This window comes from Aeromonas sp. s5 (genome assembly GCF_040907865.1).
Classification (GTDB): Bacteria; Pseudomonadota; Gammaproteobacteria; order Enterobacterales; family Aeromonadaceae; genus Aeromonas; species Aeromonas dhakensis.
The window spans coordinates 490,505-516,612 of the sequence record NZ_JBFOCO010000005.1 but is presented as its reverse complement, the minus strand read 5'-3'; the positions used below and the strand labels follow the sequence as shown (position 1 = coordinate 516,612).

General features: G+C 63.8%; 24 protein-coding genes. 15 read left to right on the top strand and 9 right to left on the bottom strand.

Going from position 1 to position 26,108, the window contains the following annotated elements; all coding sequences use genetic code 11:
• The first annotated feature begins 173 nt into the window (after positions 1 to 173).
• Entirely contained in the window at positions 174 to 1,886 is a 1,713-nt protein-coding gene (locus AB5Y94_RS03585) for a methyl-accepting chemotaxis protein (protein ID WP_017766177.1), read from the top strand.
• A gap of 60 nt (positions 1,887 to 1,946) precedes the next feature.
• On the opposite strand, the gene htpX is transcribed toward AB5Y94_RS03585, so the two are convergent.
• The 5 genes from htpX to bioB all read right to left on the bottom strand — a co-directional run bounded on the left by htpX (position 1,947) and on the right by bioB (position 6,769).
• Positions 1,947 to 2,819 carry a protease HtpX gene (htpX, locus tag AB5Y94_RS03580; protein ID WP_010634511.1) on the bottom strand — a complete coding sequence of 291 codons (873 nt, stop codon included), beginning with the start codon at positions 2,817 to 2,819 and terminating at the stop codon, positions 1,947 to 1,949.
• Between the two features lie 112 nt (positions 2,820 to 2,931).
• Positions 2,932 to 3,612 carry a dethiobiotin synthase gene (gene bioD / locus AB5Y94_RS03575; protein WP_005299037.1) on the bottom strand — a complete coding sequence of 227 codons (681 nt, stop codon included), beginning with the start codon at positions 3,610 to 3,612 and terminating at the stop codon, positions 2,932 to 2,934.
• A gap of 82 nt (positions 3,613 to 3,694) precedes the next feature.
• Positions 3,695 to 4,498, bottom strand: coding sequence for a malonyl-ACP O-methyltransferase BioC (gene bioC / locus AB5Y94_RS03570; RefSeq protein WP_017783434.1), 804 nt, complete (start codon positions 4,496 to 4,498; stop codon positions 3,695 to 3,697).
• Entirely contained in the window at positions 4,488 to 5,684 is a 1,197-nt protein-coding gene (gene bioF / locus AB5Y94_RS03565) for an 8-amino-7-oxononanoate synthase (protein WP_368204877.1), read from the bottom strand. Before bioF ends, bioC begins: the two co-directional genes overlap by 11 nt.
• The gene (gene bioB, locus AB5Y94_RS03560) at positions 5,681 to 6,769 is read right to left on the bottom strand and encodes a biotin synthase BioB (protein WP_368204874.1); all 1,089 of its coding nucleotides are present in this window, start codon (positions 6,767 to 6,769) and stop codon (positions 5,681 to 5,683) included. Before bioB ends, bioF begins: the two co-directional genes overlap by 4 nt.
• A 219-nt stretch (positions 6,770 to 6,988) precedes the next feature.
• On the opposite strand from bioB, the gene bioA reads away from it, so the two are divergent.
• On the top strand, positions 6,989 to 8,263 hold the full coding sequence (gene bioA / locus AB5Y94_RS03555) for an adenosylmethionine--8-amino-7-oxononanoate transaminase (protein ID WP_368204873.1): 1,275 nt from the start codon (positions 6,989 to 6,991) through the stop codon (positions 8,261 to 8,263).
• Positions 8,264 to 8,396: 133 nt separating this feature from the next.
• Positions 8,397 to 9,239, top strand: coding sequence for a HAMP domain-containing protein (locus AB5Y94_RS03550; RefSeq protein ID WP_017783430.1), 843 nt, complete (start codon positions 8,397 to 8,399; stop codon positions 9,237 to 9,239).
• On the opposite strand, the gene AB5Y94_RS03545 is transcribed toward AB5Y94_RS03550, so the two are convergent.
• Complete coding sequence (locus AB5Y94_RS03545; protein ID WP_010634517.1) at positions 9,236 to 9,586, bottom strand: hypothetical protein; 351 nt, start codon at positions 9,584 to 9,586, stop codon at positions 9,236 to 9,238. The two genes, AB5Y94_RS03550 and AB5Y94_RS03545, sit on opposite strands and share 4 nt — an antisense overlap.
• Positions 9,587 to 9,779: 193 nt before the next feature.
• On the opposite strand from AB5Y94_RS03545, the gene asnS reads away from it, so the two are divergent.
• The 3 genes from asnS (at position 9,780) to AB5Y94_RS03530 (ending at position 13,689) form a co-directional block, all read left to right on the top strand.
• A complete protein-coding gene (gene asnS / locus AB5Y94_RS03540) occupies positions 9,780 to 11,180 on the top strand; it encodes an asparagine--tRNA ligase (protein WP_005299016.1) in 1,401 nt (466 codons plus the stop codon).
• 376 nt (positions 11,181 to 11,556) lie between these two features.
• Entirely contained in the window at positions 11,557 to 12,900 is a 1,344-nt protein-coding gene (locus tag AB5Y94_RS03535; protein WP_005299013.1) for an anaerobic C4-dicarboxylate transporter, read from the top strand.
• A gap of 132 nt (positions 12,901 to 13,032) precedes the next feature.
• Entirely contained in the window at positions 13,033 to 13,689 is a 657-nt protein-coding gene (locus AB5Y94_RS03530) for a hypothetical protein (protein WP_368204871.1), read from the top strand.
• An 85-nt stretch (positions 13,690 to 13,774) separates the two neighbouring features.
• Here AB5Y94_RS03530 and AB5Y94_RS03525 read toward each other — a convergent pair whose 3' ends face one another.
• The gene (locus tag AB5Y94_RS03525) at positions 13,775 to 14,914 is read right to left on the bottom strand and encodes a M20 family metallopeptidase (RefSeq protein ID WP_368204869.1); all 1,140 of its coding nucleotides are present in this window, start codon (positions 14,912 to 14,914) and stop codon (positions 13,775 to 13,777) included.
• 84 nt (positions 14,915 to 14,998) lie between these two features.
• The gene (gene dcuC / locus AB5Y94_RS03520) at positions 14,999 to 16,375 is read right to left on the bottom strand and encodes a C4-dicarboxylate transporter DcuC (RefSeq protein ID WP_368204867.1); all 1,377 of its coding nucleotides are present in this window, start codon (positions 16,373 to 16,375) and stop codon (positions 14,999 to 15,001) included.
• A 286-nt stretch (positions 16,376 to 16,661) separates the two neighbouring features.
• Here dcuC and AB5Y94_RS03515 point away from each other — a divergent pair, with 286 nt between their 5' ends.
• The 9 genes from AB5Y94_RS03515 to AB5Y94_RS03475 all read left to right on the top strand — a co-directional run bounded on the left by AB5Y94_RS03515 (position 16,662) and on the right by AB5Y94_RS03475 (position 25,098).
• A complete protein-coding gene (locus AB5Y94_RS03515; protein ID WP_005298999.1) occupies positions 16,662 to 16,976 on the top strand; it encodes a hypothetical protein in 315 nt (104 codons plus the stop codon).
• A 317-nt stretch (positions 16,977 to 17,293) separates the two neighbouring features.
• Entirely contained in the window at positions 17,294 to 18,205 is a 912-nt protein-coding gene (locus tag AB5Y94_RS03510; RefSeq protein WP_017783426.1) for a LysR family transcriptional regulator, read from the top strand.
• A gap of 196 nt (positions 18,206 to 18,401) precedes the next feature.
• Positions 18,402 to 18,752, top strand: a complete 351-nt coding sequence (locus AB5Y94_RS03505) for an ArsC family reductase (protein WP_126882199.1) — start codon at positions 18,402 to 18,404, stop codon at positions 18,750 to 18,752.
• Positions 18,753 to 18,761: 9 nt separating this feature from the next.
• Positions 18,762 to 19,889, top strand: a complete 1,128-nt coding sequence (gene dapE, locus AB5Y94_RS03500; RefSeq protein WP_213343084.1) for a succinyl-diaminopimelate desuccinylase — start codon at positions 18,762 to 18,764, stop codon at positions 19,887 to 19,889.
• On the top strand, positions 19,886 to 20,575 hold the full coding sequence (locus tag AB5Y94_RS03495) for a M15 family metallopeptidase (protein ID WP_211029098.1): 690 nt from the start codon (positions 19,886 to 19,888) through the stop codon (positions 20,573 to 20,575). Before dapE ends, AB5Y94_RS03495 begins: the two co-directional genes overlap by 4 nt.
• Entirely contained in the window at positions 20,572 to 20,718 is a 147-nt protein-coding gene (locus AB5Y94_RS03490) for a hypothetical protein (RefSeq protein WP_005298986.1), read from the top strand. The genes AB5Y94_RS03495 and AB5Y94_RS03490 overlap by 4 nt, the downstream gene beginning before the upstream one ends.
• 271 nt (positions 20,719 to 20,989) lie before the next feature.
• Positions 20,990 to 22,717: a potassium/proton antiporter gene (locus AB5Y94_RS03485; RefSeq protein ID WP_005298984.1), complete on the top strand. Its 1,728-nt coding sequence runs from the start codon at positions 20,990 to 20,992 to the stop codon at positions 22,715 to 22,717.
• A gap of 39 nt (positions 22,718 to 22,756) precedes the next feature.
• A complete protein-coding gene (locus AB5Y94_RS03480; RefSeq protein WP_017779582.1) occupies positions 22,757 to 23,860 on the top strand; it encodes a beta-N-acetylglucosaminidase domain-containing protein in 1,104 nt (367 codons plus the stop codon).
• Positions 23,861 to 23,889: 29 nt separating this feature from the next.
• Positions 23,890 to 25,098: a cation:proton antiporter gene (locus AB5Y94_RS03475; RefSeq protein WP_368204863.1), complete on the top strand. Its 1,209-nt coding sequence runs from the start codon at positions 23,890 to 23,892 to the stop codon at positions 25,096 to 25,098.
• 86 nt (positions 25,099 to 25,184) lie between these two features.
• On the opposite strand, the gene AB5Y94_RS03470 is transcribed toward AB5Y94_RS03475, so the two are convergent.
• Complete coding sequence (locus AB5Y94_RS03470; protein ID WP_017779584.1) at positions 25,185 to 25,973, bottom strand: DUF1460 domain-containing protein; 789 nt, start codon at positions 25,971 to 25,973, stop codon at positions 25,185 to 25,187.
• Between the last annotated feature and the right edge of the window lie 135 nt (positions 25,974 to 26,108).

Here is a 26,108-nt window from a genome sequence, read left to right as displayed (position 1 = left end):
CTTTTCCCCTCCTTTGCCTTCGCGCCTCCTTTCTCGCACCTTTTCGCCGACCCGCCGCAGCCTTGGCGAAGAGCGCTCCTATACTCACTGCAACAACAATAAAACCCCACAGAAGTACCGGCCTTCGCCGCGTGACAAAGGGGGTTATCGGTGAGAATAAGGACGCTCAAACCATGGAACAGAACAGACCCGCCTTTCAGCTCAATCTGCTGCTCTCAGTCATCACCCTGATCCTGCTGTCGCTGGTGTTTTTCGCCTACAGCTGGTCGGGAAAACAGATGGAACAGAGCTATCAGCAACGTTACCAATCCTATCTGCTGGCCGATGAACTGCGGCAATCCTCCGACGATCTGACCCGCCTCGGCCGCACCTATGTGATCACCAAGGATCCCGCCTACGAGCAGCAGTACATGCGGATCCTGGCCATTCGCAACGGGGAGCAGAACCGGCCGCAGGGCTACAACCGCATCTATTGGGACTTCGTCGCCGCCAACGGCCAGAACCCGCGGCCCGACAGCCAGGTGCGTCGCGGCCTCATCGATCTGATGAAGGATGCCGGCTTTACCGAGGGCGAGCTGGCCAAGCTCAACGAGGCCAAGAACAACTCGGATGCCCTGGTCAACACCGAGGTGGCCGCCTTCAAGCTGGTGCAGCAGACCGATGGCGATCTGGCCGCCAACCAGCAGAAGGCCATCGCCATGATGCATGACAAGGCCTATCACCAGAACAAGGGGCGCATCATGTCCCCCATCGACGACTTCTACGTCATGATGGAAACCCGCACCCAGCAGGCGGTGGATGACGCCACCAGCCAGTCCGCCATGCTGCGCTACCTGTTCATCGCGCTCGGCCTGGTGTTGATGTTCTTCCTCTGGCGCACCTACAAGGCGCTGATCGATCTGGTCGGTACCTCGGTCGATCAACTCAGAAGCGATCTCAACCACCTGGCCGAGGGGGACTTCTCCCAGCCCATCAAGGTGCCGGCCGGTGCCAAGGAGAGCCTGATCGGCCTGCTCGCCACCATGCAAAGCACCCTCAAGGGGATCATCGCCCAGGTCTCCCACTCCAGCGAAGAGCTCTCTGGCTCGGCCGACAGCATCGCCCAGATAGCGGAGCAGACCGCCCAGTTCGCCACCTCCCAGCAGACCAGCACCCAAACTATGGCGGCCGCCATCGAGGAGCTGGTGGTGAGCATCAGCCACCTCTCAGACAACGCCACCCACGCCGACGAGCTCAGCAAGATCTCCGCCAACACGCTGGAAGAGGGCTCCGGGGTCATCAAGCAGACCCTCGACAGCATCCAGAGCATCTCGGATACCGTCTCCAACGCCGCCAGCAGCATCGCGGATCTCAACAGCCACACCCAGCAGATCTCGGAGATCATCGAGGTGATCCGCGGCATCGCCGATCAGACCAACCTGCTGGCCCTCAACGCCGCCATCGAGGCAGCCCGGGCCGGCGAGCAGGGACGCGGCTTTGCGGTGGTGGCCGACGAGGTGCGCAACCTCGCCAGCCGCTCGGCCGCCTCCACCCAGCAGATCACCGGCATGATCGGCAAAATTCAGAGCGGGGCGGACGCCTCCATCCGCAGCATGGAGAACACGGTCAACAACGTCTCCCGCGGGGTGAGCCTGGCCAGCCAGACCGGCGCGGCCATCGCCAGCATCCAGGATCACGCCTCCAACCTGACCGGCCTGATGGGGGAGATCAGCCACACCCTGCGTGAGCAGTCCACTGCCGCCAACGAGGTGGTCTCCACCGTCGGCAACATCACCTCCCTCTCCGAGCAGTCGGGGGATGCCGCCCGCCACGTCTCGCAGGAGGCGGCCAAGCTCAAGCAGCTGTCACGGCTGCTGCGCCAGGAGATGGCCCACTTCAAGCTGTAGCGCAAAGCGCACAAAGCAAAACGGCTGCCCGAGGGCAGCCGTTTTCATTGGCACTTTCGCTTAACCGCGCAGGGCGGCGATGCGCTGCTCGATGGGCGGGTGGCTCATGAACAGCTCGCTCATGGAGCGCTTGCCGTTGATGCCGAACGCCATCATGGAGCCTTCCAGCTGCGGCTCGGCACCGCGGGAGAGGCGCTCGAGGGCGGCGATCATCTTGTCGCGACCGGCCAGTTTGGCGGCGCCGGCGTCGGCGCGGAATTCACGCTGACGGCTGAACCACATGACGATGATGGAGGCCAGCACGCCGAACACCATCTCCAGCACGAACACGGTGATCATGTAGGCAAAACCGCCTGTGCTGCTGCTCTCTTCCTCGTTGTTGGAGCTGAAGAAGTTGCTGATGACGCCGGCCACGATGCGGGCGAAGAACATCACGAAGGTGTTCACCACCCCCTGGATCAGGGTCAGGGTCACCATGTCGCCGTTGGCCACGTGGCTCACCTCGTGGGCCAGCACGGCTTCCGCCTCGTCACGGCTCATGCTGTAGAGCAGACCGGACGACACGGCGACCAGCGAGTCGTCACGGCGGGCGCCGGTGGCGAAGGCGTTCATCTCGGGGGAGTCGTAGATCCCCACTTCCGGCATCTTGATGCCCGCTTCACGGGCCTGACGGGCCACGGTACTGACCAGCCAGTGCTCGGTCTCGTTGCGGGGTTGCTCGATGACCTGGACGCCATAGCTGCGCTTGGCCATCCACTTGGACATCAGCAAGGAGATAAAGGAACCCCCAAAACCGAACACGGCGCAGAACACCAACAGACCGGAAATGCTGGACTTGTTGATCCCCAGAACCGAGAACAGGATATTGAGTACCACCCCCAGCACCAGCATGACGGCCAGGTTGGTCACCAGGAATAGCATAATTCGCTTCATATTGACTCCTTGTGAGATATGGATGCGTGGCCCGTCACCAGTTCGCTGCCGGTCGGGCCACACCTGTCACGCATAATAGACAGTTTCTATGAATGTTCGCTGAATGTCGGATTCAGAGCAGGGGCGAAATGTCGAGTCGCCCGCGCAGATCAGCCTCGAGCGGATTGTTTACAAAGGGTATTTCACCCAAAAACGGGGCCGGCAGCAAGCCCCGCAGGGTGTCCAGATTCTCCTGATAGTGGCTCATGGAGCCGTGCAGCCGGTTGATGACCCAGCCCGCCACCGGCAGGTTGTTGTTGCGAATGGCGGCGAAGGTGAGCAGGGCATGGTTGAGACAGCCCAGTTTGGCCCCCACCACCATGATGACCGGCATGTTCTCCTGCTTGACCCAGTCCGACAGCAGGTGCTTGCGATCGAGTGGCAGGAACCAGCCCCCCGCTCCCTCCACCACCACCAGCTCGGCCCCCGCCTGTTCAATCTGGCGCAGCCCGTCCGACAACCCCTTCAGGGTAATGGCATCGCGCGCTTCGCTGGCGGCGATATGGGGCGCGATGGGCGGCTCGTAGGCGTAGGGATTGACCAGATCGTAGGGCAGCGGCAGGCTCGCCGCCTCCTGCAACAGCACAGCATCCAGATTGCGCAGTCCCTCCGGGGTACGGGCACAGCCGGCGGAGACAGGCTTGTAACCGGCGCAGCGGATGCCGTGCGCGGCGAACTCCAGCAGCAGGGTGCGGGCGACCAGCGTCTTGCCCACATCGGTGTCGGTGCCGGTGACGAAGAAGGATTTGACCATGATGACTCCTCAATACGGTGCGGGTGCCCAGGCTCGATATGGCGGGGCACCGCAGCTCAATTCTCTCGGCCAAGGCCGCCGGTTAACGGCGGATCAGCTGGCCGAGGCAAACCTGATAACTGGCGGCCAGCAGACCGTCCGGCTGACGATGGGCCTCATAGGCCTGGCTCAGACGCAACAAGCGCTGACGGCTACCAAGGCCGGTATGACGCTCGTCATTGACCTGGCTGGCACCGATCCCCTTGAGATCGCGCAGCAAGCCGTTGAGCTCGGGGTAGCCGAGCGACCAGGTCAGGCTCTCCAGCGCGGGGGCGACAAAACCGCCGACGGCGATGGCATGCTGCAATTGTGGCAGGCTGAGGAAGCGATTGACATGATCACACTCGTCAACCGTGCGCCAGGCCTCACGCAGTTGCCAGAGCGACTCGGCCAAGAGAGTCGAGAACAGCAGCCGGCCGCCGGGTTTGAGCACCCGGTGCAGCTCGGCGAAGGCCTGGGCCGGCCGTTCGCACCACTGCAAGGCCAGGCTGGAGAAGACCCAGTCAAACGTCTCGTCGGCAAAGGGCAATTGCTCGGCATCGCCGCACAGCAGGCGGGCGCCGCTGCCACGCAGGGCCGCCTGGGCCAGCATGCCGGGGGCGAGATCCAGCCCGGTCAGCTCGCTGCAACGCCCGGCCAGAGCCGGCAGAAAGAAGCCGGTACCACAGCCCAGATCGAGCCCGCGACCTTCCAGCCCCTCATGCATACCCGCCGCGCTCATCCGCACCAGCAGCGCCTGCCCCACCTCCTGCTGGAAGCGGGCGTGGGCATCGTAGTGACGGGCGGCGGCGCCAAAACGGCGGGCAAGCTGGGCCTTGTCCACCGCCTGAAAACGCTCATGGAGCATGGGCGCCCCCTCTCTCGTCAGTGGCCTGGCAGGGACCGAGGGCATCGAGCAGCCGATCCACGTCCTGTACGCGGTGAGCCGCGCTCAGGGTGATGCGAAGGCGCGCCGTGCCGACCGGCACCGTGGGCGGGCGGATGGCACTCACCCAGACGCCGCGCCCCCGCAGCCGCTCGGCCAGTTGCAAGGCGGCACTGCTCTCCCCCACCAGCAGCGGCTGGATGGGGGTATTGCTGTCACCCAGCCGCCAGCCCAGCGCCTGCGCCCCTTGTCGGAAACGGGTGATGAGTTCATCAAGATGGGCACGGGCCTCGTCGGCGGCACGCACCAGTTCGATGCTCTGGTGCACGGCGCAGGCCTGGGCCGCCGGCATATGGGTGCTGTAGACGTAGTGGCGGGCGAAGTTGACCAGATACGCCACCAGCTCGCGACTGCCGCCCACAAAGGCGCCTGCCACCCCGAGCGCCTTGCCAAAGGTGCCCATCTGGATGTGCACGCCGGCCGGGTTCACCCCCTGCGCCGCCAGGGTGCCGCGCCCTTGTGGCCCCAGCACGCCGAGGCCGTGGGCATCGTCGATCATCAGCCAGTTGCCGCTTTTGGCGGCCAGTTGGCTAAGCTCACGCCAGGGGCCCTGATCCCCGTCCATGCTGAACACCCCCTCCGAGACGATAAGCCCCCGGTTTGGCTCAAGCTGCCGCTCAAGGACCGCCATGTCGTTGTGACCGAAGCGTTTCATCTTGCAGGGCAGCTGACTGCCCATCTCCTGCAGGGAGGCGTGGTTGAGCTTGTCCTGCCACAGCAGATGCTCCTTGCCGAGCAGGGCCTTGAGCACCGCCTGATTGGCCGAGAAGCCGCAGTTGAACAGCAGCACCGCCTCCAGCCCGAGCCAGTCGGCCAGCGTCTCTTCCAATTGTTGGTGGGCCCGGCTGTAACCGGTCACCAACGGCGAGGCACCGGCCCCCGCACCATAGCGGTCAACCCCTTCCTGGAAGGCGGCCTTGATGGCGGGGTGATCGGCCAGCCCCAGATAGTCGTTGGCGGAAAAGTTGAGGTAATCGCCCCCCCCAACCTTGAGCCGCCCGCCACTCGCGCCGTCGGTGGCGACGCGACTGCGCAGCAGGCCGGCCTGTTCGCGTTCGGCCAGCGCTGCGCTCAACTCAAAGGGGCCCGTTACTGCGGGGCCCGTCATGACCGCGCGGCCCCGGCACGGGGGCGGGTGGCGTCATAAAACATCTCGGCGGGCTCGCTCTGGCGGCTCACCTCGGCCAGCAGCTCCTCTTCTTGAACCTGATCCGGCTTCTGGGCCCGCTGGGCGGGGCGAATGCCGAGGCGCTTGAAGAGCTGCATGTCGCTGTTTTCGTCCGGGTTAGGAGTGGTCAGCAGCTTGCAGCCGTAGAAGATGGAGTTGGCCCCCGCCATAAAGCACATGGCCTGCATCTGCTCGTTCATCTTCTCCCGCCCGGCGGAGAGGCGCACGTGGGAGGCCGGCATCATGATACGTGCCACGGCGATGGTGCGGATAAATTCGAACGGATCCAGGTTCTCCTGGTTCTCCAACGGCGTTCCCTTCACCTTGACCAGCATGTTGATGGGCACGCTCTCCGGGTGGCGCGGCAGGTTGGCCAGCGCCATCAAGAGGCCCGCCCTATCCTTCGCCTGCTCGCCCATGCCGACGATGCCGCCGGAGCAGACCTTCATGCCGGCGCCGCGCACGTGCTCCAGAGTATCGAGCCGGTCCTGATAGGTGCGGGTGGTGATGATGTCGCCGTAGAACTCCGGCGAGGTGTCGAGGTTGTGGTTGTAGTAGTCAAGGCCGGCGGCGCCGAGGCGCACCGCCTGATCGGCGGTGAGCATGCCTAGCGTCATGCAGGTCTCCATGCCGAGCCCGCGCACCTCCTCGATCATCCGCAGGATATAGGGCATGTCCTTCTCTTTGGGGTTGCGCCAGGCGGCCCCCATGCAGAAACGGGACGAGCCGTTGGCCTTGGCTTCGCGGGCCCGCTCCAGCACTTTCTCCACCTCCATCAGCCGCTCGGCCTCAAGGCCGGTGTGATAACGGGCGCTCTGGGGGCAGTACTTGCAATCCTCCGGGCAGGCACCGGTCTTGATGGAGAGCAGGGTGCTCACCTGTACTTCGTTCGGGTCGAAATGGGCGCGGTGCACGATCTGGGCTTGGAACAGCAGATCGTTGAATGGCAGGGCAAACAGGGCCTGAACCTCGGCGAGGGTCCAGTCGTGACGAAGGGCGTGATCGCCCGCGGTGACAGCATTCATACATGGCTTCCAATTGTTATAAGTGGGATCCTGCGCCGCCTTGCTTGCAAGACCTCTTTGCAAAAGTTCCTTGCAAGAGAGAAGCGCAAAACCCGCCACCTGGCCCGGGCGAACAGGGATGCGCGCAGGGCCAAGTGGCTGAAATTGTTGGCTAGTGTAGAGAGCGCGCGTAGACTGTCAACACCGACCAGATCAAACAAATTGACAACAGAACAACAAATGACCAACCAAGAATTCGATTTGCACCATGTGTGGCACCCCTATACCTCTCTCACCCATCCCCTGCCCTGCTATGAAGTGGCCAGTGCCAAGGGAGTGACCCTCACCCTCAGCGACGGCCGCAAGCTGGTGGATGGCATGAGCTCCTGGTGGGCCTGCGTGCACGGTTATCAGGTGCCCGAGCTCGATGCGGCCGCCACCGCCCAGCTCGGCAAGATGTCCCATGTGATGTTTGGCGGCCTGACCCATGCCCCGGCGGTGGAGCTCTGCCGCAAGCTGGTGGAGATCACTCCAAAGGGGCTGGATCGGGTGTTTCTGGCGGATTCAGGCTCGGTGGCGGTGGAAGTGGCGCTCAAGATGGCCCAGCAGTACTGGCACGCCAAGGGGACGCCTCGCGCCAAGTTCGTTGCCCTGCGCGGCGGCTATCACGGCGACACCTTCGGCGCCATGAGCGTGTGCGACCCGGATGGCGGCATGCACGAGCTCTACCAGGGCTTCCTGCCCGAGCACCACTTTGTCGAAGCCCCTAGCTGCCGTTTCCACGCCGAGTGGGACGAGCGTTGCGTGGTGGAGCTGGCGACCTTGCTGGCGGATCATCACGAGGAGATCGCCGCCATCGTGCTCGAACCCATAGTGCAGGGCGCCGGCGGCATGCGCTTCTACCACCCCCGCTACCTGCAGTGGGTGCGCGCCCTGTGCGACGAGTTCGGCGTGCTCTTGATTGCCGACGAGATAGCCACCGGATTTGGCCGCACCGGCCAGCTGTTTGCCTGCGACTGGGCCGGCATCAGCCCCGACATCATGTGTCTGGGCAAGGCGCTTACCGGCGGCTACCTCACCCTGTCGGCCACGCTCACTACCGAACATGTGGCTCGCACCGTGTGTGATGGGAAGGCCGGCGTCTTCATGCACGGGCCGACCTTCATGGGCAATCCGCTGGCCTGCGCGGTGGCCAACGCCTCCATCGAACTGCTGCTGGCCTCGCCTTGGGCTGAGCGGGTGCGCGCCATCGAGCATCAGCTGCGCACCGAGCTGGTGGAACTGACCCTGCATCCGGCAGTGGCCGACGTGCGGGTGCTCGGCGCCATCGGGGTGGTGGAGATGAAGGAGCGGGTGGACGTGGCGCGCATCCAGCGCAAGTTCGTGGAGCTGGGCGCCTGGATCCGCCCCTTTGGCAAGCTCATCTACCTGATGCCGCCCTTCGTCATCGGCCCGGCACAGTTGACCGTGCTGACCGGCGCCATCGCCGCCGCCATCCACAGCGGCGAGTTCTGAGCCTGACAGGCAGACCCTGCCGCTCAGGCAGGGTCTTTTGAATCTTTTTCATCAGAATGTGAGCAAGACACCAGACCCGGGCAGCCAAGACGCGTAGACTGCGCGGGTTTTACCCAACAGATGTACCGTTCCCATGCGCCTCTCCATTGCTGCCAAAATCAACTTCTTCCTGCTGTTCATCTTCTCCATGGTGCTGGTGTTTTCCGCGGCCTATCAGGCGGTGCGCGAGCGCGACCTCATTCTGACCCTCATCAAGGAGCAGAGCCGCGAGCAGACCGAAGCCTATTTCGATGGGCTCAACATGCTGATGCTGACCGGCAAGATGGAAGCCCGCGATACCCTGCGCGACAAGTTTCTCGAACACGCTCACGTGGAGGATGCCCGCATCGTGCGCAGCGAGGCGGTGAGCAAGCAGTACGGGGCCGGCCGCGAGCACGAGCAGTCCAAGGACAGGTTCGACGAGCTGGCACTGGCGGGCAAAGGGAGCCTGGAGGTGGTACACGACGGCATGCACAGCAAGCTGGTGGTGACCCGCCCACTGCTGGCCAAGAAGGATTTTCGCGGCACCGATTGCACCAGCTGCCACCAGGTGCCGGAGAATACCGTGCTGGGGGCGGTGCGCTTTGATTACTCCCTCGACACCCTGTTTACCCGGGTCGAGCAGAACATTCTCACCTCGGCCCTGAGCCTCACCGTCATCTTCGGGTTGGGGCTGCTGCTCACCCTCTGGGTCATCCGTACCTGGATCGTCCGCCCCCTCAACCAGCTGACCCGCTCCATGGAGGAGGCCACCGATCTGCACGACTTCGGCCACCGGCTGGAAGGGGATGAGGGGGACGAGATTGGTCGGGTGGCGCTCGCCTACAACCAGATGCTCGACAGCGTGGAGCGCCAGCTCGGCAAGCGCTCCGCTGGCGAGCAGCCGCGGGCGGGGCAAGCGCCCTCCAGCCGCGACCCCTCCGGGCCGGCAGACTAGCCCAGGTAGTAGAACAGCAGGCTGGCGACGAGGATCAGCAGCAAGATAGCCAGGTGCACCCGCCCCGTGTCCTCCCGCCGCCGGCAGCGCCAACGCTCTGCCAGCAGCACCGCCAGGGTCAGCAGGCAGCATCCCCAGAGCCCGTGCAGCAGCCAGGGGGTGAGCTGGGGATCCCAGCTCTGGCGCACCTTGATCCCGCCATAGACCAGAAAACCGTAGGCCACCTCTGGCCGGGCGAAGTGGTAGAGGGAGAGCAGCACGATAAAGCCGCCCCAGCAGAGGATCACCAGCCCCCGCAACACCCGTGTCAGCCCGTCCGGCCCCCGTCGCCGCTCTTTCACGTCCATCCCCCGTTCCGCTGGCCCGCCAATGAAGTGATTGGCGCCGAAATCCCCCCCAGAGTCCGACATTTTTGCTTGTTTATCAAACCTGCGCGGGTAAGATGAACGGCTTAGTCTGCCATGGTGGGCCATCTGTGCCCGGGCCAGACCCCTAGTGTTGCAAATAGCGCTGCAAGAACAAGCTGGAGACAATATTTCGATGACGCACGCATCCGTAGTAGATGTGCTGGCCGGTAAGTATTCGGTCGGCACCACCCTGACAGTGAAAGGGTGGATCCGGACCCGCCGTGATTCCAAGGCGGGGATCTCATTTTTGGCCGTTTCCGATGGCTCCTGTTTCCATCCGGTACAGGCCGTCGTCCCCAATACCCTGGCCAATTACGAGAATGAAGTGCAGCGTCTGACCACAGCTTGCTCCGTCGAAGTGACCGGCACCGTGGTCGAGTCCCAGGGCAGCGGCCAGGCGTTCGAACTGCAGGCCACCGAGGTCAAGGTAGTGGGCTGGGTCGAAGATCCGGACACCTACCCCATGTCCGCCAAGCGCCACAGCATCGAGTACCTGCGCGAGCAGGGCCACCTGCGTGCCCGCACCAACATCGTCGGCGCCGTGACCCGAGTGCGCAACTGCCTCTCCCAGGCCATTCACCGCTTCTTCCACGAACAGGGCTACCTCTGGATCGCGGCCCCGCTCATCACCGCCTCCGACACCGAAGGCGCCGGCGAGATGTTCCGCGTCTCCACCCTGGATCTGGAAAACCTGCCGCGCACCCCGCAAGGCAAGGTGGACTACGACAAGGACTTCTTCGGCAAGGAGACCTTCCTGACCGTGTCCGGCCAGCTGAACGTCGAGACCTACGCCTGCGCCCTGTCCAAGGTCTACACCTTCGGGCCGACCTTCCGCGCCGAAAACTCCAACACCAGCCGCCACCTGGCCGAATTCTGGATGGTAGAGCCGGAAGTGGCCTTCGCCGATCTGGAAGACAACGCCGCCCTGGCCGAAGCCATGCTGAAGTACGTCTTCAACGCCGTGCTGAGCGAGCGCCGCGACGATCTGGAGTTCTTCGCCCAGCACGTGGACAAGGACGCCATCGGCCGTCTGGAGCGTTTCGTCGCCTCCGACTTCGCCCAGATTGACTACACAGACGCCATCGAAGTGCTGAAGAACTGCGGCAAGAGCTTCGAGTTCCCGGTCTCCTGGGGTATCGACCTCTCTTCCGAGCACGAGCGCTACCTGGCCGAAGAGCACTTCAAGTCACCGGTAGTAGTGAAGAACTACCCGAAAGACATCAAGGCCTTCTACATGCGCCTCAACGACGACGGCAAGACCGTTGCCGCCATGGACGTACTGGCCCCGGGCATCGGCGAGATCATCGGCGGCTCCCAGCGTGAAGAGCGTCTCGAGGTGCTGGATGCCCGTCTGGCCGAGATGGGCCTGAACAAGGAAGACTACTGGTGGTACCGCGACCTGCGCCGCTACGGCACTGTGCCGCACTCCGGTTTCGGTCTGGGCTTCGAGCGTCTGGTGGTCTACGTGACCGGCATGGGCAACGTGCGCGACGTGATCCCCTTCCCGCGTACCCCACGCACCGCCGAGTTCTGATTACGGGACTTTGCCGACAAAGCCGACCTCAGGGTCGGCTTTTTGTTGCCCGCCCCCCTGCCACCGGCTTACCTTGGCCACAATTAATCACTTTTTTTGCAACAAACCGCTCCCCTCGCCTTTTTATCCTGCTACCCTGCCCGCCTTAAAGCTCCATACGATGCCGCCTGTTATCCCCAAAATAACAAAATGGTTAATACGTGGTTTTTATGGCGTTAAATCAAAAAGCGATGAGTTATTGAAGTACCTCAAATTTTTGCCCCCTTGTGGCAGGCAGAATAACCACTAACCCTTTAGGGCTAAATAAAAAACAGACAATCCCGGTCCATGCGCCCAACACAGCACTTACATGGATTAAATAACGCGAGGTAATGGAATGATCTTGATGGAATTTTTGGTGGTACTCGGCTGCTTGCTGCTGGGTACCCGGTTTGGCGGCATGGGGCTGGGTCTCATCAGCGGCATCGGTCTGTTCCTGCTGACCTTCGTGTTCGGTCTGGTGCCGGGCGAACCGCCGGTGCAGGTGATGCTGACCATACTGGCGGTGATCGGTTGTGCCGCCACCCTGCAGACCGCCGGTGGTCTCAACCTGATGATGCAGGTGGCCGAGCGTCTGCTGCGCCGTCACCCCCAATACATCACCATACTGGCCCCGCTCACCACCTGGACCCTCACCTTCCTGTGCGGTACCGGCCACGTGGTCTACACCATGTTCCCCATCATCGCCGACATCGCGCTGCAGAAGAACATCCGTCCCGAGCGCCCGATGGCGGTGGCCTCCGTCGCCTCCCAGATGGCCATCTGCGCCTCGCCGGTCTCGGTGGCCGTGGTCTCCATGGTCTCCATCCTGGCGGCCGGTCACGGCATCGGTCAGGCCTACGGTCTGCTCGACATCCTGATGATCGCCATCCCCTCCTCCCTGACCGGCGTCATCGTCGCGGCCCTCTGGAGCCTGCGCCGTGGCAAGGATCTGGACAAGGACGAAGAGTTCCAGGCCAAGATCCAGGATCCGGAGCAGCGCGCCTTCATCTACGGCGGCGGTGAAACCCTGCTCAACACCAAGTTCCCGAAAGAGGCCTACTGGTCTACCTGGATCTTCTTCGCCGCCATCGCTGCCGTGGTACTGCTGGGGGCCAACGAAGGTCTGCGTCCGGTCTTCACCATCAAGGACAAAACCGGCCCGCTCTCCATGAACCTGGTGATCCAGATGATGATGCTGATCGCCGGCGCCATCATACTGATGCGCTGCAAGGTCAAGCCGGGCGAGATCGCCAACGGCGCCGTCTTCAAGGCGGGCATGGTCGCCATCTTCTCCGTGTTCGGGGTTGCCTGGATGAGCGAAACCTTCTTCCAGGCCCACATGCCGCTGCTCAAGGAGACCCTGGCCCACGTGGTACAGGCCCAGCCCTGGACCTACGCCCTGGTGCTGTTCCTCATCTCCAAGCTGGTAAACAGCCAGGCCGCGGCGCTGACCGCCATCGCCCCCATGGGGCTGGCGCTGGGGGTCGAACCCAAGCTGCTGATCGCCTTCCTGCCGGCCAGCTACGGCTACTTCGTGCTGCCGACCTACCCGAGCGATCTGGCCTGTATCGGTTTCGACCGCTCCGGCACCACCCGCATCGGCAAGTTCATCATCAACCACAGCTTCATCATCCCGGGGCTGATCGGGGTGGTGACCTCCTGCTCGCTGGGCTTTATCCTGACCAGCATCCTGCTCTGACGGAGTCGCACCGCGCAATCCGTTCCACAGGCCCCCGCTCGGGGGCCTGTGCTTTTCGCTCACCTTCCTGCTTTGCCAACCGCCCGCACTCTGGGTAGCATGACCCCTCTTTTTCTTTGCGGAATCTCCCCCATGTCTCGCGTCATCGTGCTCTGGAGCGGCGGCAAGGATGCCATGCAGGCGCTCTGCCATGCCCGTGAAGCGGGTCATCAGGTGGTGGCACTGGCGACCTTTGCACCTCCCTCGCCCCGCTTTCTGGCCCATCCCCTGTCGCAAGTGCGTCGACAGGCGGCGGCCCTCGGGCTGCCCCATCGGCTGGTCACCATAGAGGCGCCGTTCGATCTCGGTTATGAGCGGGCGCTGACCAAGCTCAAGAAGGAGTGGCAACTGGATGGGGTCGTCACCGGCGATATCGACAGCGTGGCCGGCGCGCCTAACTGGATCCGCGAGCGCTGTCGCCCGCTTGGTCTCACCGTCCACACACCGCTCTGGCAACTCTCCCGCGAGGCGCTGCTGGCGGATCTGCTGACCCGCGGCATCGTCGCCCACCTCTCCTGCGTCGATACCCGCGTCCTGACCCCCGAGTGGGTGGGACGAACACTCGATGCAGCCACCCTGGCCGAGTTGCAGCAGCTGGCGGCCACCTGGGGCTTCGATGCCTGCGGCGAGCAGGGGGAGTATCACACCATGGTGACCGACGGCCCGGGTTTTGCGGCGCCGCTGGTGCTCGGCCGCTGGCAGGTTGCCCGTCAGGAACCGCTTGCCTATCTGCTGGAGAGTGAGGAGTAGCGCGCAGATCCGTTCGACCGATCTGCACCGGCACAACAGATAAAAAACGGGAGGCGATGGCCTCCCGTTTTGCTTGTCATGCAGCCTATCTGGCCAGCTTGCCCAGCACCCGCTGCAACAGGCGGATGCGCGGCTCTACGCTCTCCAGCAGCAGGAACTCCGCCTCCGAGTGGAAACCGCCCCCCATGGGGCCGAAGCCATCGAGCGACGGTACCCCGGCCGCAGCGGTGAAGTTGGCATCGGAGCCACCGCCGGCCTCCAGCCAGTTGAAGGAGATCCCCTCCTCTTTCGCTGCCGCCTCCACCAGTGCCATCAACGCCTCGGTGTCGCCGCTCGGGCGCATCGCCGGCTTGAAGCTTTGGCGATCCACCTCGACCCGGCAACCGGCGAGGAAGGGGTTGCTGGCCATGAAGGTGAGCCGCTCGTGCACGGCGGCCGCTTCGTCATTGTTCCAGAAGCGCAGGTCGACGATCGCCTCGGCAAAGTCTGGCACCACGTTGACGCCGGTCCCTCCCTGCACCACCCCCACGTTCATGGTGGTGCCGGTGTCGAGGTTGACCTGCTGGTTGATGGCGAGCACCCAATGGGCCAGCTCGGTAATGGCGGAGATCCCCTCGCTCAGCGCCGAGCCGGCGTGGGAAGCCTTGCCGTGGAAGGTAATGCGGTACTTGGCATTGCCCTTGCGGGCGCTGATGAGATCCCCGTTCGGGCGGGCCGCCTCGGCCACCAGCACGCAGCCACTCTGTTTGGCCTTCTCCACCAGCCACTCCTTGGACCAGGGGGAGCCGATCTCCTCGTCACAGTTGCAGCAGACCAGCACCTTCAGTTTGGCCAGCACGGCCGGGTCCATCCCCTTGAGGGCATACCAGCTGGAGAGCAGGCCGCTCTTCATGTCCGACACGCCGGGGCCAAAGGCCTGATTGCCCTCCACTTTCAGCGGGCGCTTGGCCGCCGTCCCCACCGGGAAGACGGTGTCCATGTGGCCCACCAGCATCACGTCGTAATGGCTGGCGCCGGGGGCATTGGTTGCCTCGAGGCAGGGGCCGCACTCGGCGGCAAACTGGTGGCGGGTCACCTGCCAGCCGATCGCCTCATATTTCTCGGTCATGATGTCGGCCACCGTCGCCACCCCAGCCGGGGTGCGGGTACCGCAATCGAGGTTGATGAGGGGGGCCAGATCCGCCAGGTAGGCGTCCAGAGAAAAAGCGTTGCGAAAGTCTGTCATTGTCATCTCCTGGGACGGGAGGGTACGCCTCCCGTCCGACAGCCGAGTGAAAGGGGCGTACGACCCGTGTCGTCCGCCACCCGCTTACATAAACAGCAGATAGTTGAGGGTGAGCGCCGTCACCAGGGCGCCAGCCATGGGCACACAGGTGCGCTTGACCACCACGAAGGGGGAGACCTTGGCGATGCCCGCGCAGGCGATCAGCACAGCCGCGATGGGGGAGACGGTGCGGCCTATGCTGGAGGCGAGCTGCATCGGCAACAGCATGGTCACCGCCGGCACCCCGAACTTGGCCGCCACCGCGGGGGCCAGGGTCGAGAAGCTCAAGAATGCCGCGTTGCCCGAACCCATGATGACCGCCGCCACCATGATGAGCCCCACCATCACCAGCGTCATCAGGCCGCTGCCGATGCCGGCGTTGCTGGCCGAGTGCAGCAGGGTGTCGATGGCGCCGATGGCCTTGAGGGATTCGGCAAACAGCTCGGCACAGACGATCAGCGCCACCACGGGGCCAAACACCTTGCCCATGCCGTCGAGGAAGCTGGAGAGCCCGGCGAAGGCGGTGCGCACCGAGCGGGTACGCAGCAGCTCGCACAGCATGCCGATAAAGACCGACAGCAGCATGGCCACCTCCACGCTCATCTTGATGTCGCTCACCAGCAGCTTGGAGAAGGTCATCATCAGCACGAAGGGGATGATGGGCAGCAGGGCATACCAAGTGGGCGCCGCTACCGCCTCGGTGCCTTTCTCGTCCAGCTCGGCGTGCTCGCCGCGATGCTGGGCCGGATCCCAGCCATCCTGGCGGTCACAGTGCCGCTGCCAGAAGAAGTGCAGCACCATGGTCACCAGCAACATGGGGGCCACCAGCCAGATCTGGTAGTCGACGAAGTAGCTGGTGGGATCCATGCCGGATTGGCCGGCGGAGAAGATGGCATTGGTCTGGGTCGGGCCGATTTCGAACGCCTGGGAGGTGGCGATGACGCCGCAGGCGGAGGCCGGGCTGATGCCGAGGTTGCGCATCACCGGGTACATGGTGACCATGAGCAGCAGGCCAAGGCCGGTGGCAGAGGTGACGAACAGGGAGACGAAGACCGCCACCAGGTAGCAGATGGCCAGCATCAGGTAGCTGGACTGGATGCCCGCCACCGGTTTGACCGCCACCCGCACCAGCGACTGGGAGGCGCCGATATGGGACATGTAGGTGGCAAAGCCCGCCACCGCCATGATGGTGAGGCCGAGCCCCGCCGCCCGGTAGGAGAAGATCCCCTTGAACATCTCGAACAGGTCAAACAAGGCGAAGCCGGTGCTCTTGTCGGCGGGCAGAATGGGGTGCAATCCCAGCCAGTAGGCGACGGTGAAGATGGCCATGCCGGCCAGTGCCAGCACCGCCTGCGGGTTGTAATCCCTGATGATGCCGTAGACCACGGCCAGCAGGACGAGCAAGACGAAGACGAGTTCCAAATATTCACTCCTGATAAAGTTATCGAGGAGCGAAATCTAGTGGTCTGACCGCGCTTTCCCATTGATCCCTGTCAAGAAAGATGGCTTGACCGCACTTCGATAAAATAAAATGCTACATACTTAACAAAAAACGGTCTTTTAAACTAAAGGCAAACCTTTAGAATCCCTTTGCCACGCGTTCTGGCGAATAACCTCAGGCTTTTTTGCTTTGGATCAACGTCAGGGGCCAGTGAACTGGCCAAGATGCGCAACGACACACAGAGACCGTTTCGCGCCGGAGAGAGTTATGACAGACCGAGCCACCGCAGGCATGACGACCTGCGACTACAAGCTATGGGACATCCTCGTCGAGTCTGCAAAGGAACGCACCACCATTCGTTACTCCAAACTGGCCAGGCAGGCCGGGCTGGAGAATTGCCAGGATGAGCTGCGCACCCTGTTGCAACGCATCCGCATGTACTGCACCGAGCACCAGTTGCCGATCCTCTCCGCCATCGTGGTGGACGATGTGGGCAAATATACCGGCCTCTCCTCCAGTCTGCCGGACGCCCCCTGGGAGCGGGCCAAGGTGTTTGACTACCAGTGGCCGGTTGCGCCCTGAGTGCTCAGCCCCTCACCATAACGCGCCCACCGGCGCGTTTTGTACTTCTTCGGGCCCCCTTTTTCCTGAACCGCAGGCAAAAAAAACCCGCCGAGACGGCGGGTACTAAGCAAGCAACGCTCTGGATGACCAGAGTAAAGAGTTCAGGCTGTCGAATCTTGCCACCTCCGGCACCACGCGAAAGAGGTAACAGGACAACATGGGTTTGCATAAATCGCTGATTTACCCAAGCTTCATGCTGACCATCGACGGGAAATGAGACTAAAGTGAAGGCCCTGCTTAAGGAAATGATTTATTAGTATTCCATTATGCACAGAATGAATTTACGAGGCGTCGACCTCAACCTGCTGGTAGTGCTCAAGGCACTGCTGGAGGAGCGCAACACCACCAAGGCCGCCGAACGGCTCGCCATGAGCCAGCCGGCCGTCAGCCGGGCACTGGCCCGTTTGCGTCTGCTCTATGACGATCCCCTGCTGATCCGCACTCCCCAGGGCATGGAACCGACCGCTCGGGCGGAGGCCTTGCTGCTGCCGCTGCGGGAGATCCTGCGCGACATCGAGCAGACCTTCAGCCCGCCCGAGCAGCTCGACCCCGCCCAGTTCGAGGGGGTGCTGCGCATCGGGGCCCACACCTATGTGGAGTACGTGATGATGCCGAGCCTGCTGGCCCGGCTGCAGCAGCAGGCGCCCAACCTGCGCATCCACATGGTGCCGCTCAATGCGGACTACGAGAGCCAGCTCGACGAAGGGGTCATCAGCATGGTGATCAGCAAACAGGACGAGGTGCCCGGCCGTTTTCGCCGCATCCCGCTGTTCGAGGACAAGCTGATCTGCGCCGCCCACCGCAGCCACCCGCTGCAGGGCCAGGTGCTGTGTATCGAATCCTTCGCCCAGGCTCAGCACCTGCTGGTCGCCCCGCGCGGCAGCGAAGGGGGCATCGTCGATGATCTGCTGGCCGCCCACGGCATGACCCGGCACACCCCCTTGATCGTGCAGAGCTTTCTGGCCGCCCCCTTCATCCTGCCGTGCGCGCCTCTGCTGCTCACCTCCCCTGCCCGGGTGCTGCGTCCGCTGATGCCGCTGCTGGATCTGGTGGAGTACGAGACCCGCTTCGCCCTGCCCACCTTCGAGGTGAGCCTCATTCGCCATCGTCGCGACGACAACAACGCCATGCTCAACTGGTTCGAATCCGAACTGCACCTCTGGTGTCGCACCCAGAGCGAACTCTGATACCCGCCGGCGCGTCCTGCGCCGGGTACTTTTCCCCTCTTCCCAGGCCCGACCAGCGCCTCGCCTCACCTCCCCCATGCGCATCGGCGTTGCCTTGGGATCGCCACAATGCCAGAATCGGGCCTCTTCTTGATTTCCCGTTTCAGGACTCAAGTTTCGGCTTTCCGGGCCCATGCCCGCAGACAAAGGACTCCCCATGGCCACCACCCTCTATGGCATCAAGAACTGCGACACCATCAAGAAAGCCCGCAAGTGGCTGGAGCAGGCCGGCATCGACTACCGCTTTCACGACCACAGGGCCGACGGCCTGAACCCGGCCGACCTCGACCGCTGGCTGGACCAGCTCGGCTGGGAGGCGCTGCTCAACAGCCGCGGCACCACCTTTCGCGCCCTGCCGGACGAAGCCAAGCAGGGGCTCGACACCGCCAAGGCGCGCGCCCTCTTGCTGGAGCACCCGGCCATGATCAAGCGCCCGCTGCTGGATCGAGACGGCGAGCTGACCCTGGGCTTCAAGGCCGATCACTACCAATCCCTCTTCTCTCGTTAAGGAAAAACGATGTCGGATGTCATCGCACTGGCCAAGGATCTGATCCGCCGCCCCTCCGTTACCCCGCTGGATGAAGGGTGCCAGACCCTGATGGCGGAGCGCCTCGCCAAGCTCGGCTTCGTCATCGAGCCCATGGTGTTCGAAGACACCACCAACCTCTGGGCCCGCCGCGGCAGCGAGGGGCCGCTGTTCTGCTTCGCCGGCCACACCGACGTGGTGCCCGCCGGCCCGCTGGACAAATGGCACACCCCGCCGTTCGAGCCGACCATCCAGGATGGCGTGCTCTACGGGCGCGGCGCCGCCGACATGAAGGGCTCGCTGGCAGCCATGGTGGTGGCGGTCGAGCGCTTCGTGGCCGAGCATCCGGATCACGCAGGGTCGATTGCCTTTCTCATCACCTCCGACGAGGAGGGGCCCTTCATCAACGGTACCACCCGGGTGATCGACACCCTGGAGGCCCGTAACGAGAAGATCCGCTGGTGCATCGTCGGCGAGCCCTCCTCTACCGCCGTGGTGGGGGACGTGGTGAAGAACGGCCGGCGCGGCTCCATCACCGGCGATCTGCTGGTGCGCGGGGTGCAGGGCCACGTCGCCTATCCCCATCTGGCGGACAACCCGATCCACAAGGCGGCCCCGGCGCTGGCCGAGCTCGCCGCCATCGAATGGGATCAGGGCAACGCCTACTTCCCCCCCACCAGCTTCCAGATCGCCAACATCCAGGCCGGTACCGGCGCCTCCAACGTCATTCCCGGCGAACTGCACGTCCAGTTCAACTTCCGCTTCAGCACCGAGCTCACCGATGCCGCGATCCGCGAGCGGGTCGAAGCCCTGCTCGAGCGGCACGGTCTGGATTACCAGATCAAGTGGACCCTCTCCGGCCAGCCCTTCCTCACCGACACCGGCAAGCTGCTGGCGGCTGCGGTTTCTGCCATCGAGGCGGTGAACGGCCAGCAGCCGGCCCTGCTCACCACGGGGGGAACGTCCGATGGGCGCTTTATCGCCCCCACCGGGGCGGAAGTGATCGAGCTGGGCCCGGTCAACGCCACCATCCACAAGGTGAACGAGTGCGTGAAGGCGGACGATCTGGATCTGCTGGCCGACATGTACCAAGGGGTGCTCGCGAGGTTGCTGGTATGACCCAGGATCAGCTGCTGGGCCAGGATGAGGGTCACCTCATCCTGGTGGGGCAAGGCCCGCACCGGCTGACGGCCGCCACCGCGGCGGCCTTCAACGACATGCAGGTGGCCGCCGCCCACGCCGGCTTCAACCTGCAGCCCGCCTCCAGCTGGCGGGGCTTCGAGCGCCAGCTCGCCATCTGGAACGGCAAGTGGCGCGGCGAGCGCCCCCTGCTCGATGCCCATAGCCAGCCCATCGACGCCCTGCAACTGAGCGACGAGGAACGGCTGCACGCCATCCTGCACTGGAGCGCCCTGCCCGGCACCAGCCGCCACCACTGGGGCACAGATCTCGACATCTACGACCCGGACTGCCTGCCCGCCGGCACCAGGCTGGCGCTGGAGCCCTGGGAGTATGAAGAGGGGGGCTGGTTTGCCGACTTGAGCGAGTGGCTGGAGGATCGCATGAACGACTTCGGCTTCTTCCTGCCTTACGCCAAGCCGGCCGATGCCGGCAGTGGCGTCGCCTACGAGCCCTGGCACATCAGCTTTGCGCCTGAGTCCCGCGAGCAGCGGCTCGACCCGGCCGCGCTGGCACTTTGCCTGCAACAGGCGGATATTGAAGGCAAGGCGACCATACTGGCCAACCTCGACGAGATCCTGGCCCGCTATGTCACCCTGGCCACCGACGAAAGGAGTAGCACATGAACCTCTGGCTCTGGATAGGCTTGCCCCTGCTCTTCCTGCTCGGCCTGTTTCTCAACGCCATCAAGGACATGAAGCGACTGGAGAAAGAGCTGCCCCGCTACAAGGACAAGATCCGGGAAGTGAAGGACGACGAGGACGACTGACGACCTCGGTCAGCAGGGGCCCGGCGTGGGCCCCTGCCGTTTGCTGCCCGCTGCGGCGCCCGCCTCTCCCTCAAGTGTCCATTTTGTGAACATCATCACGTTGTCGACCTCTCTGATCACTCCGCTGGCCCCCTTTTGATAGCCAGAACCCTTCGCAGCAATCGCACTGAAAATGTAAAAAACTGCAAATAAATGCACAATTAAGCCACACGGAGCCGGTCAAACTGCATATAATGTGCCTGATTTGCATTTTGACAGAAGGAGTTCGCCATTGGATGCCGTCACCATCAACAGTTTCTTCCTCGTCGCGGCCTTGTTGGTGGGTGCCAGTGTCCTGTTGAGCGCGCTCTCCTCCCGTCTCGGTATCCCCATCCTGGTGATCTTCCTCGCTGTCGGCATGCTGGCCGGTGAAGATGGCCCCGGCGGCATCCACTTCGCCGACTACTCCATCGCCTACCTGGTGGGCAACCTGGCGCTCGCCATCATCTTGCTGGACGGCGGCATGCGCACCCGGGTCTCCTCGTTTCGAGTCGCGCTCTGGCCTGCCCTGTCACTCGCCACGGTCGGGGTGGCCATCACCACCGGCCTGACGGGCCTCGCCGCCGCCTGGCTGTTTGATCTCAACCTGCTGCAGGGGATGCTGATTGGCGCCATCGTCGGCTCCACCGATGCGGCTGCGGTCTTCTCCCTGCTCGGCGGGCGCAGCCTCAACGAGCGGGTCAGCGCCACCCTGGAGATAGAGTCAGGCAGCAATGACCCCATGGCGGTGTTTCTTACCGTCACCCTGATCGAGGTGCTGGCCACCGCCCAGCAGGGGCTGGATGGCGGCTTTCTGCTGCTGCAACTGCTCAAGCAGTTCGGGCTGGGAGCCGGCATCGGCCTTGGCGCCGGCTGGTTGCTGTGGAAGCTCATCAACAGCGCCCGGCTGGCCCCCGGCCTCTACCCGCTGCTCACCGTGAGCGGCGGCCTGCTCATCTTCGCCCTCACCACGGCGGTAGGCGGCAGCGGCATCCTGGCCATCTACCTCACCGGCCTGTTGCTCGGCAACCTCTCCCTGCGCAGTCGCAGCACCACCCTGTCGGTGCTGGACGGCCTGACCTGGCTCAGCCAGATCGGCATGTTCCTGGTGCTAGGGCTGCTCGCCTCCCCCCACAAGTTGCTGCCCATCGCCCTGCCGGCGCTGGCGCTGGCCATGTGGATGATCCTGTTCGCCCGCCCCATTTCGGTCTGGATCGGCCTGCTGCCGTTCAAGAACTTTGCCCCCCGCGAGCGCTGGTTCATCTCCTGGGTCGGCCTGCGCGGCGCGGTGCCGATCATTCTGGCGGTGTTCCCCATGATGGCGGGGTTGCCCAACGCCCAGCTCTACTTCAATGTCGCCTTCTTCGTGGTGCTGGTCTCGCTGATCCTGCAGGGCAGCTCGCTGCCGCTGGCCTCCCGCCTCGCCCGGGTCGAAGTGCCGGCACCCCCCTCGCCCATCAACCGCTCCGGGCTCGAGATCGATCTCGACAGCCAGTGGGAGACCTTCGTCTATCGCCTGAGCGACGAGAAGTGGTGCATCGGCTCGCCGCTGCGGGATCTGCGCATGCCCAAGGGCACCCGCATCTGCGCCCTGTTCCGGGAGCAGGAGCTGCTGCACCCCTCGGGCAGTACCTGTCTGCAATCGGACGACATCCTCTGCGTCATCGGCCACGAGCGCGACCTGCCTGCCCTCGGCCAGCTGTTCAGCCAGGCGCCGGAGCAGGATCTGGGCCCGCGCTTCTTCGGCGACTTCCTGCTGGAGGCGGCCGCCAAGCTGGTGGATCTGGCACCGCTGTACGGGCTGGATGTGAGCGAGGTGGCGGATCAGACCCTTGGCCATTTTATTGCACAGCAGTTGGGCGATAATCTGGTGGTCGGCGACCACGTCGAATGGCAGGGGCTGATCTGGACCGTGGCCGAAATGGAAGAGGGTGAACCCCGCAAGATAGGGGTGCGTTTTCTGGAAGAAGATCCGGTCTGATCGCCGTCTGCCTCGTCCTCTGCGAGAAGGGAGTTATCTATGCCTTACCAAACCCTGTTGTCCGGCCTGCAACCCCCTTCGCCCAACCTGGGGGTGATCGAGGGCTTCTTTGGCAAGGGCTGGAGCTGGGAAGCCCGCGCCCGCTACGCCCAGTGGCTGCCCCGCCACGGTTACGGCTTCTATCTCTATGCCCCGAAAGAGGATGGCTATCTGCGCAAGCACTGGGCCAAGCCCTGGCCTGCCGCCCAGCTCGAGGCACTGCGCCAGCTCGCCCGCCAGTGCCGCGACAACGGCCTCGCCTTCGGGGTGGGGCTGAGCCCCATGGGTGCCCACCACGACTATGCCCGCCAGCGACCGGCCCTGCTGGAGAAGGTGCGGCTCATCGAGGAGGAGCTCAAGCCCGACATCCTGGCGATCCTGTTTGACGACATGAAGGGGGATACCCCGGATCTCGCCCACTGGCAGCTCACCATCACCCACGACATCGCGGCCCATACCAGTGCCGGCCGGCTGCTGTTCTGCCCCAGCTACTACAGCACGGACCCTGTGCTGGAGAAGGTGTTCGGCGCCATGCCCCCCCACTATCTGCAGGATCTGGGGCAGGGGCTGGATCGGCGCATCGACATCTTCTGGACCGGCCCCAAGGTCTGCTCCAGCGAGTACCCGGCGGCCCACCTGCGGCAGACGGCCGAGTGGCTGCACCGCAAGCCGTTCCTGTGGGACAACTACCCGGTCAACGACGGCAGCAAGGCCAGCAGCTTCCTGCACCTGCGCGCCTTCGAAAACCGTCCGGCGGAGTTGGCGGATCTCGTGAGCGGCCATGCGGTCAACCCCATGAAGCAGGCGGCGCTGTCGGCCCTGCCGCTGGCCACCCTGCCGATGAGCTACCGGCTCGGCAAGCAGTACGACCCGGACAAGGCGCTGCACGCCTCCCTTAACGCCACCTGCGGCCCGCAGATCTCCGCCATGATCCAGGCCGATCTGCCGCTGTTTCAGGACATAGGGCTGGCCCAGCTGACCCCTGAGCAGGTGACTCACCTCAAGGCCCGCTACCTGCCGTTTCGCGACCAATCCTGCGTCGACGAGATCCTGCGCTGGCTCGATGGCGAGTACGTGTTCGACCCGGACTGTCTCACCGACTGATCCCCAGACGCATTGCCACAGGAGGCAGCATGGACGCGTCCCTGATTTACCAGAACCTGGCGGTGATCGCCGCCTTTCTGCTCATCTACAGCCTGATCGCCGGGCGCTTTGAATCCCGCCTCATCAACGGCCCCCTGCTGTTCTTGCTGATGGGCTGGCTGCTGGGGCCGGGCGGCATCGAGCTGCTCTCCCTCTCCATTGACAGCGATGGCATCAAGCTGTTGGCGGAGCTGACCCTGGTCATAGTGCTGTTCAGCGATGCGGCCAACACCAACTGGCAGGTGCTGCTGGCCAACCGCAGCCTGCCCATCCGGCTGCTGCTGATCGGCCTGCCGCTCACCCTGGCGGCCGGCGCCCTGTTCGGTCGCTGGCTCTTCCCCGACTTGCCGCTGCTGGAGATGGCCATCCTCTCCACCATACTCGCCCCCACCGATGCGGCGCTCGGCAAGGCGGTGGTGAGCAACCCGGCGGTGCCCGCCCCCATCCGGGAGGGGCTCAACCAGGAGAGCGGCCTCAACGACGGCATCTGCGTACCCGTGCTGCTCCTGCTGCTCGCCCTCATCGCCCCCACCGAGCAGCACACCGGCACCGGCCTGCTGGCTCTCACCTTGCTGCTGGAGGAGATCGGCATCGGCCTGCTGGTGGCCTGGGGGCTGACCAGTCTTACCCTGCGCCTGCTCAAGACCTCCTACCTCAACGGCTGGCAGCTGCCGCTCTGGCGCCAGCTCACCATGCCGGGGCTGGCCCTGCTCTGCTTTGCGCTGGCCCAGACCCTGGGGGGCAGCGGCTTCATCGCAGCCTTCGTCGGCGGCCTGCTGATCGGCCGCAAACTGGGGGAGCACAAGCACTCCTATATGGACAGCTGCGAGGGCTATGGCGATCTGCTCTCTGTGGTGATCTGGATGGTGTTCGGCGCCACCCTGATGCCCATGCTGGCAGAGCTGCTGCACTGGCAGTACTGGCTCTATGCCGCCGCCAGCCTCACCCTGCTGCGCATGGTACCGGTCTGGCTGAGCCTGCTCGGCACCGGCCTCAAGCTTGAACTCAAGCTCTTCATCGGCTGGTTCGGACCGCGGGGGCTGGCCAGCATCGTCTTTGCGGTGATGGTGCTGCAAAATGAGCCGGCCCTCCTCGGCCAGCGCCCCATCATCGCCACCGTGCTCTGCACCATCATACTGAGCGTCATCCTGCACGGTCTCACCGCCAATCCCTGGGTCGCCCGCTTCAAACCCCGTTGAGGGGCGCCGCCAACAAAAAGCCCCGGGCACTGCCCGGGGCTTTCTTTTGTCAGACGCAAGGCGTCCATCTCGGCCAGGGTCCCTCCCTAGGAGCTCGCGTCCTCGGCCTGCGGCCGATAGACCAGGATCCCCGGCTTGTTCTGCACATACTCCAGGAAGGGAGAGTCCACCACCTGCATCTTGCTCGAGAGGGAGGAGGCATTGCGCAGCACGGGGCCGTTCTCGCCGCGGATGAAGATGCCGGTGTGAGTGACGTCGAGCCCGGCCAGATCGGTGTAGATGCCGATGTAGTCCCCCTCCTCCAGCAGACTCAGGGTGTTCTCGTCAATGCTGGCGGACGGAATGTAGGTGATGTCCCGCGCCGTCACCCCCAGCCCCGGAATGTAGTGGCCGCCGTCGGCCTTCTGGTTGAGCAGCTTGGCGGTGGTCACCGCAGCGCCGCCCACCAGATGGGTCACGTCGCTCACCTTGTTGTCACCATGCACCCAGTCTGAGAAGAAGTGCTTTCTGGTCAGATAGTTGACCTCACCGTTCACGTAACGAGTGTGCATCAGGTTCTCGATGAAGTGATGCACACTCGTTGCGCGACGCAGCGACTCGACATAGTCCAGATAGGTAAAGCAATCGAGCCCGCCAAAATCCACCACCAACTTCTCCTGCACCTCGTTCGACCCCACCAGCCGGTTGGCCACATAGGGGTTGCCCAGAAACAGGCCGGAGAAGGTCTTGATCGTCTGACCCGGCGCCCCCTGCTGACGGGCAAACAGCTCGATAAGTTGCGGCTCCTTGATGTTGTAAAAATCGAGGTTCCTCTCTTTGCCGGCAGCCGCTGCGCCAGCAAACAGGAGCAATGCAATACTGGTCAGCCTCATCATCCTTAAATCTCCTTGCTCGGAATGTTAATAAACGGACCCTGTACACTCTCTCGCAGGGGCAAGAGAATGCCATTCGAGACTGACGGCATCCCGGCCGTTTGCAAACCGGATAAATGTAAGCAAATGTGGCCAACC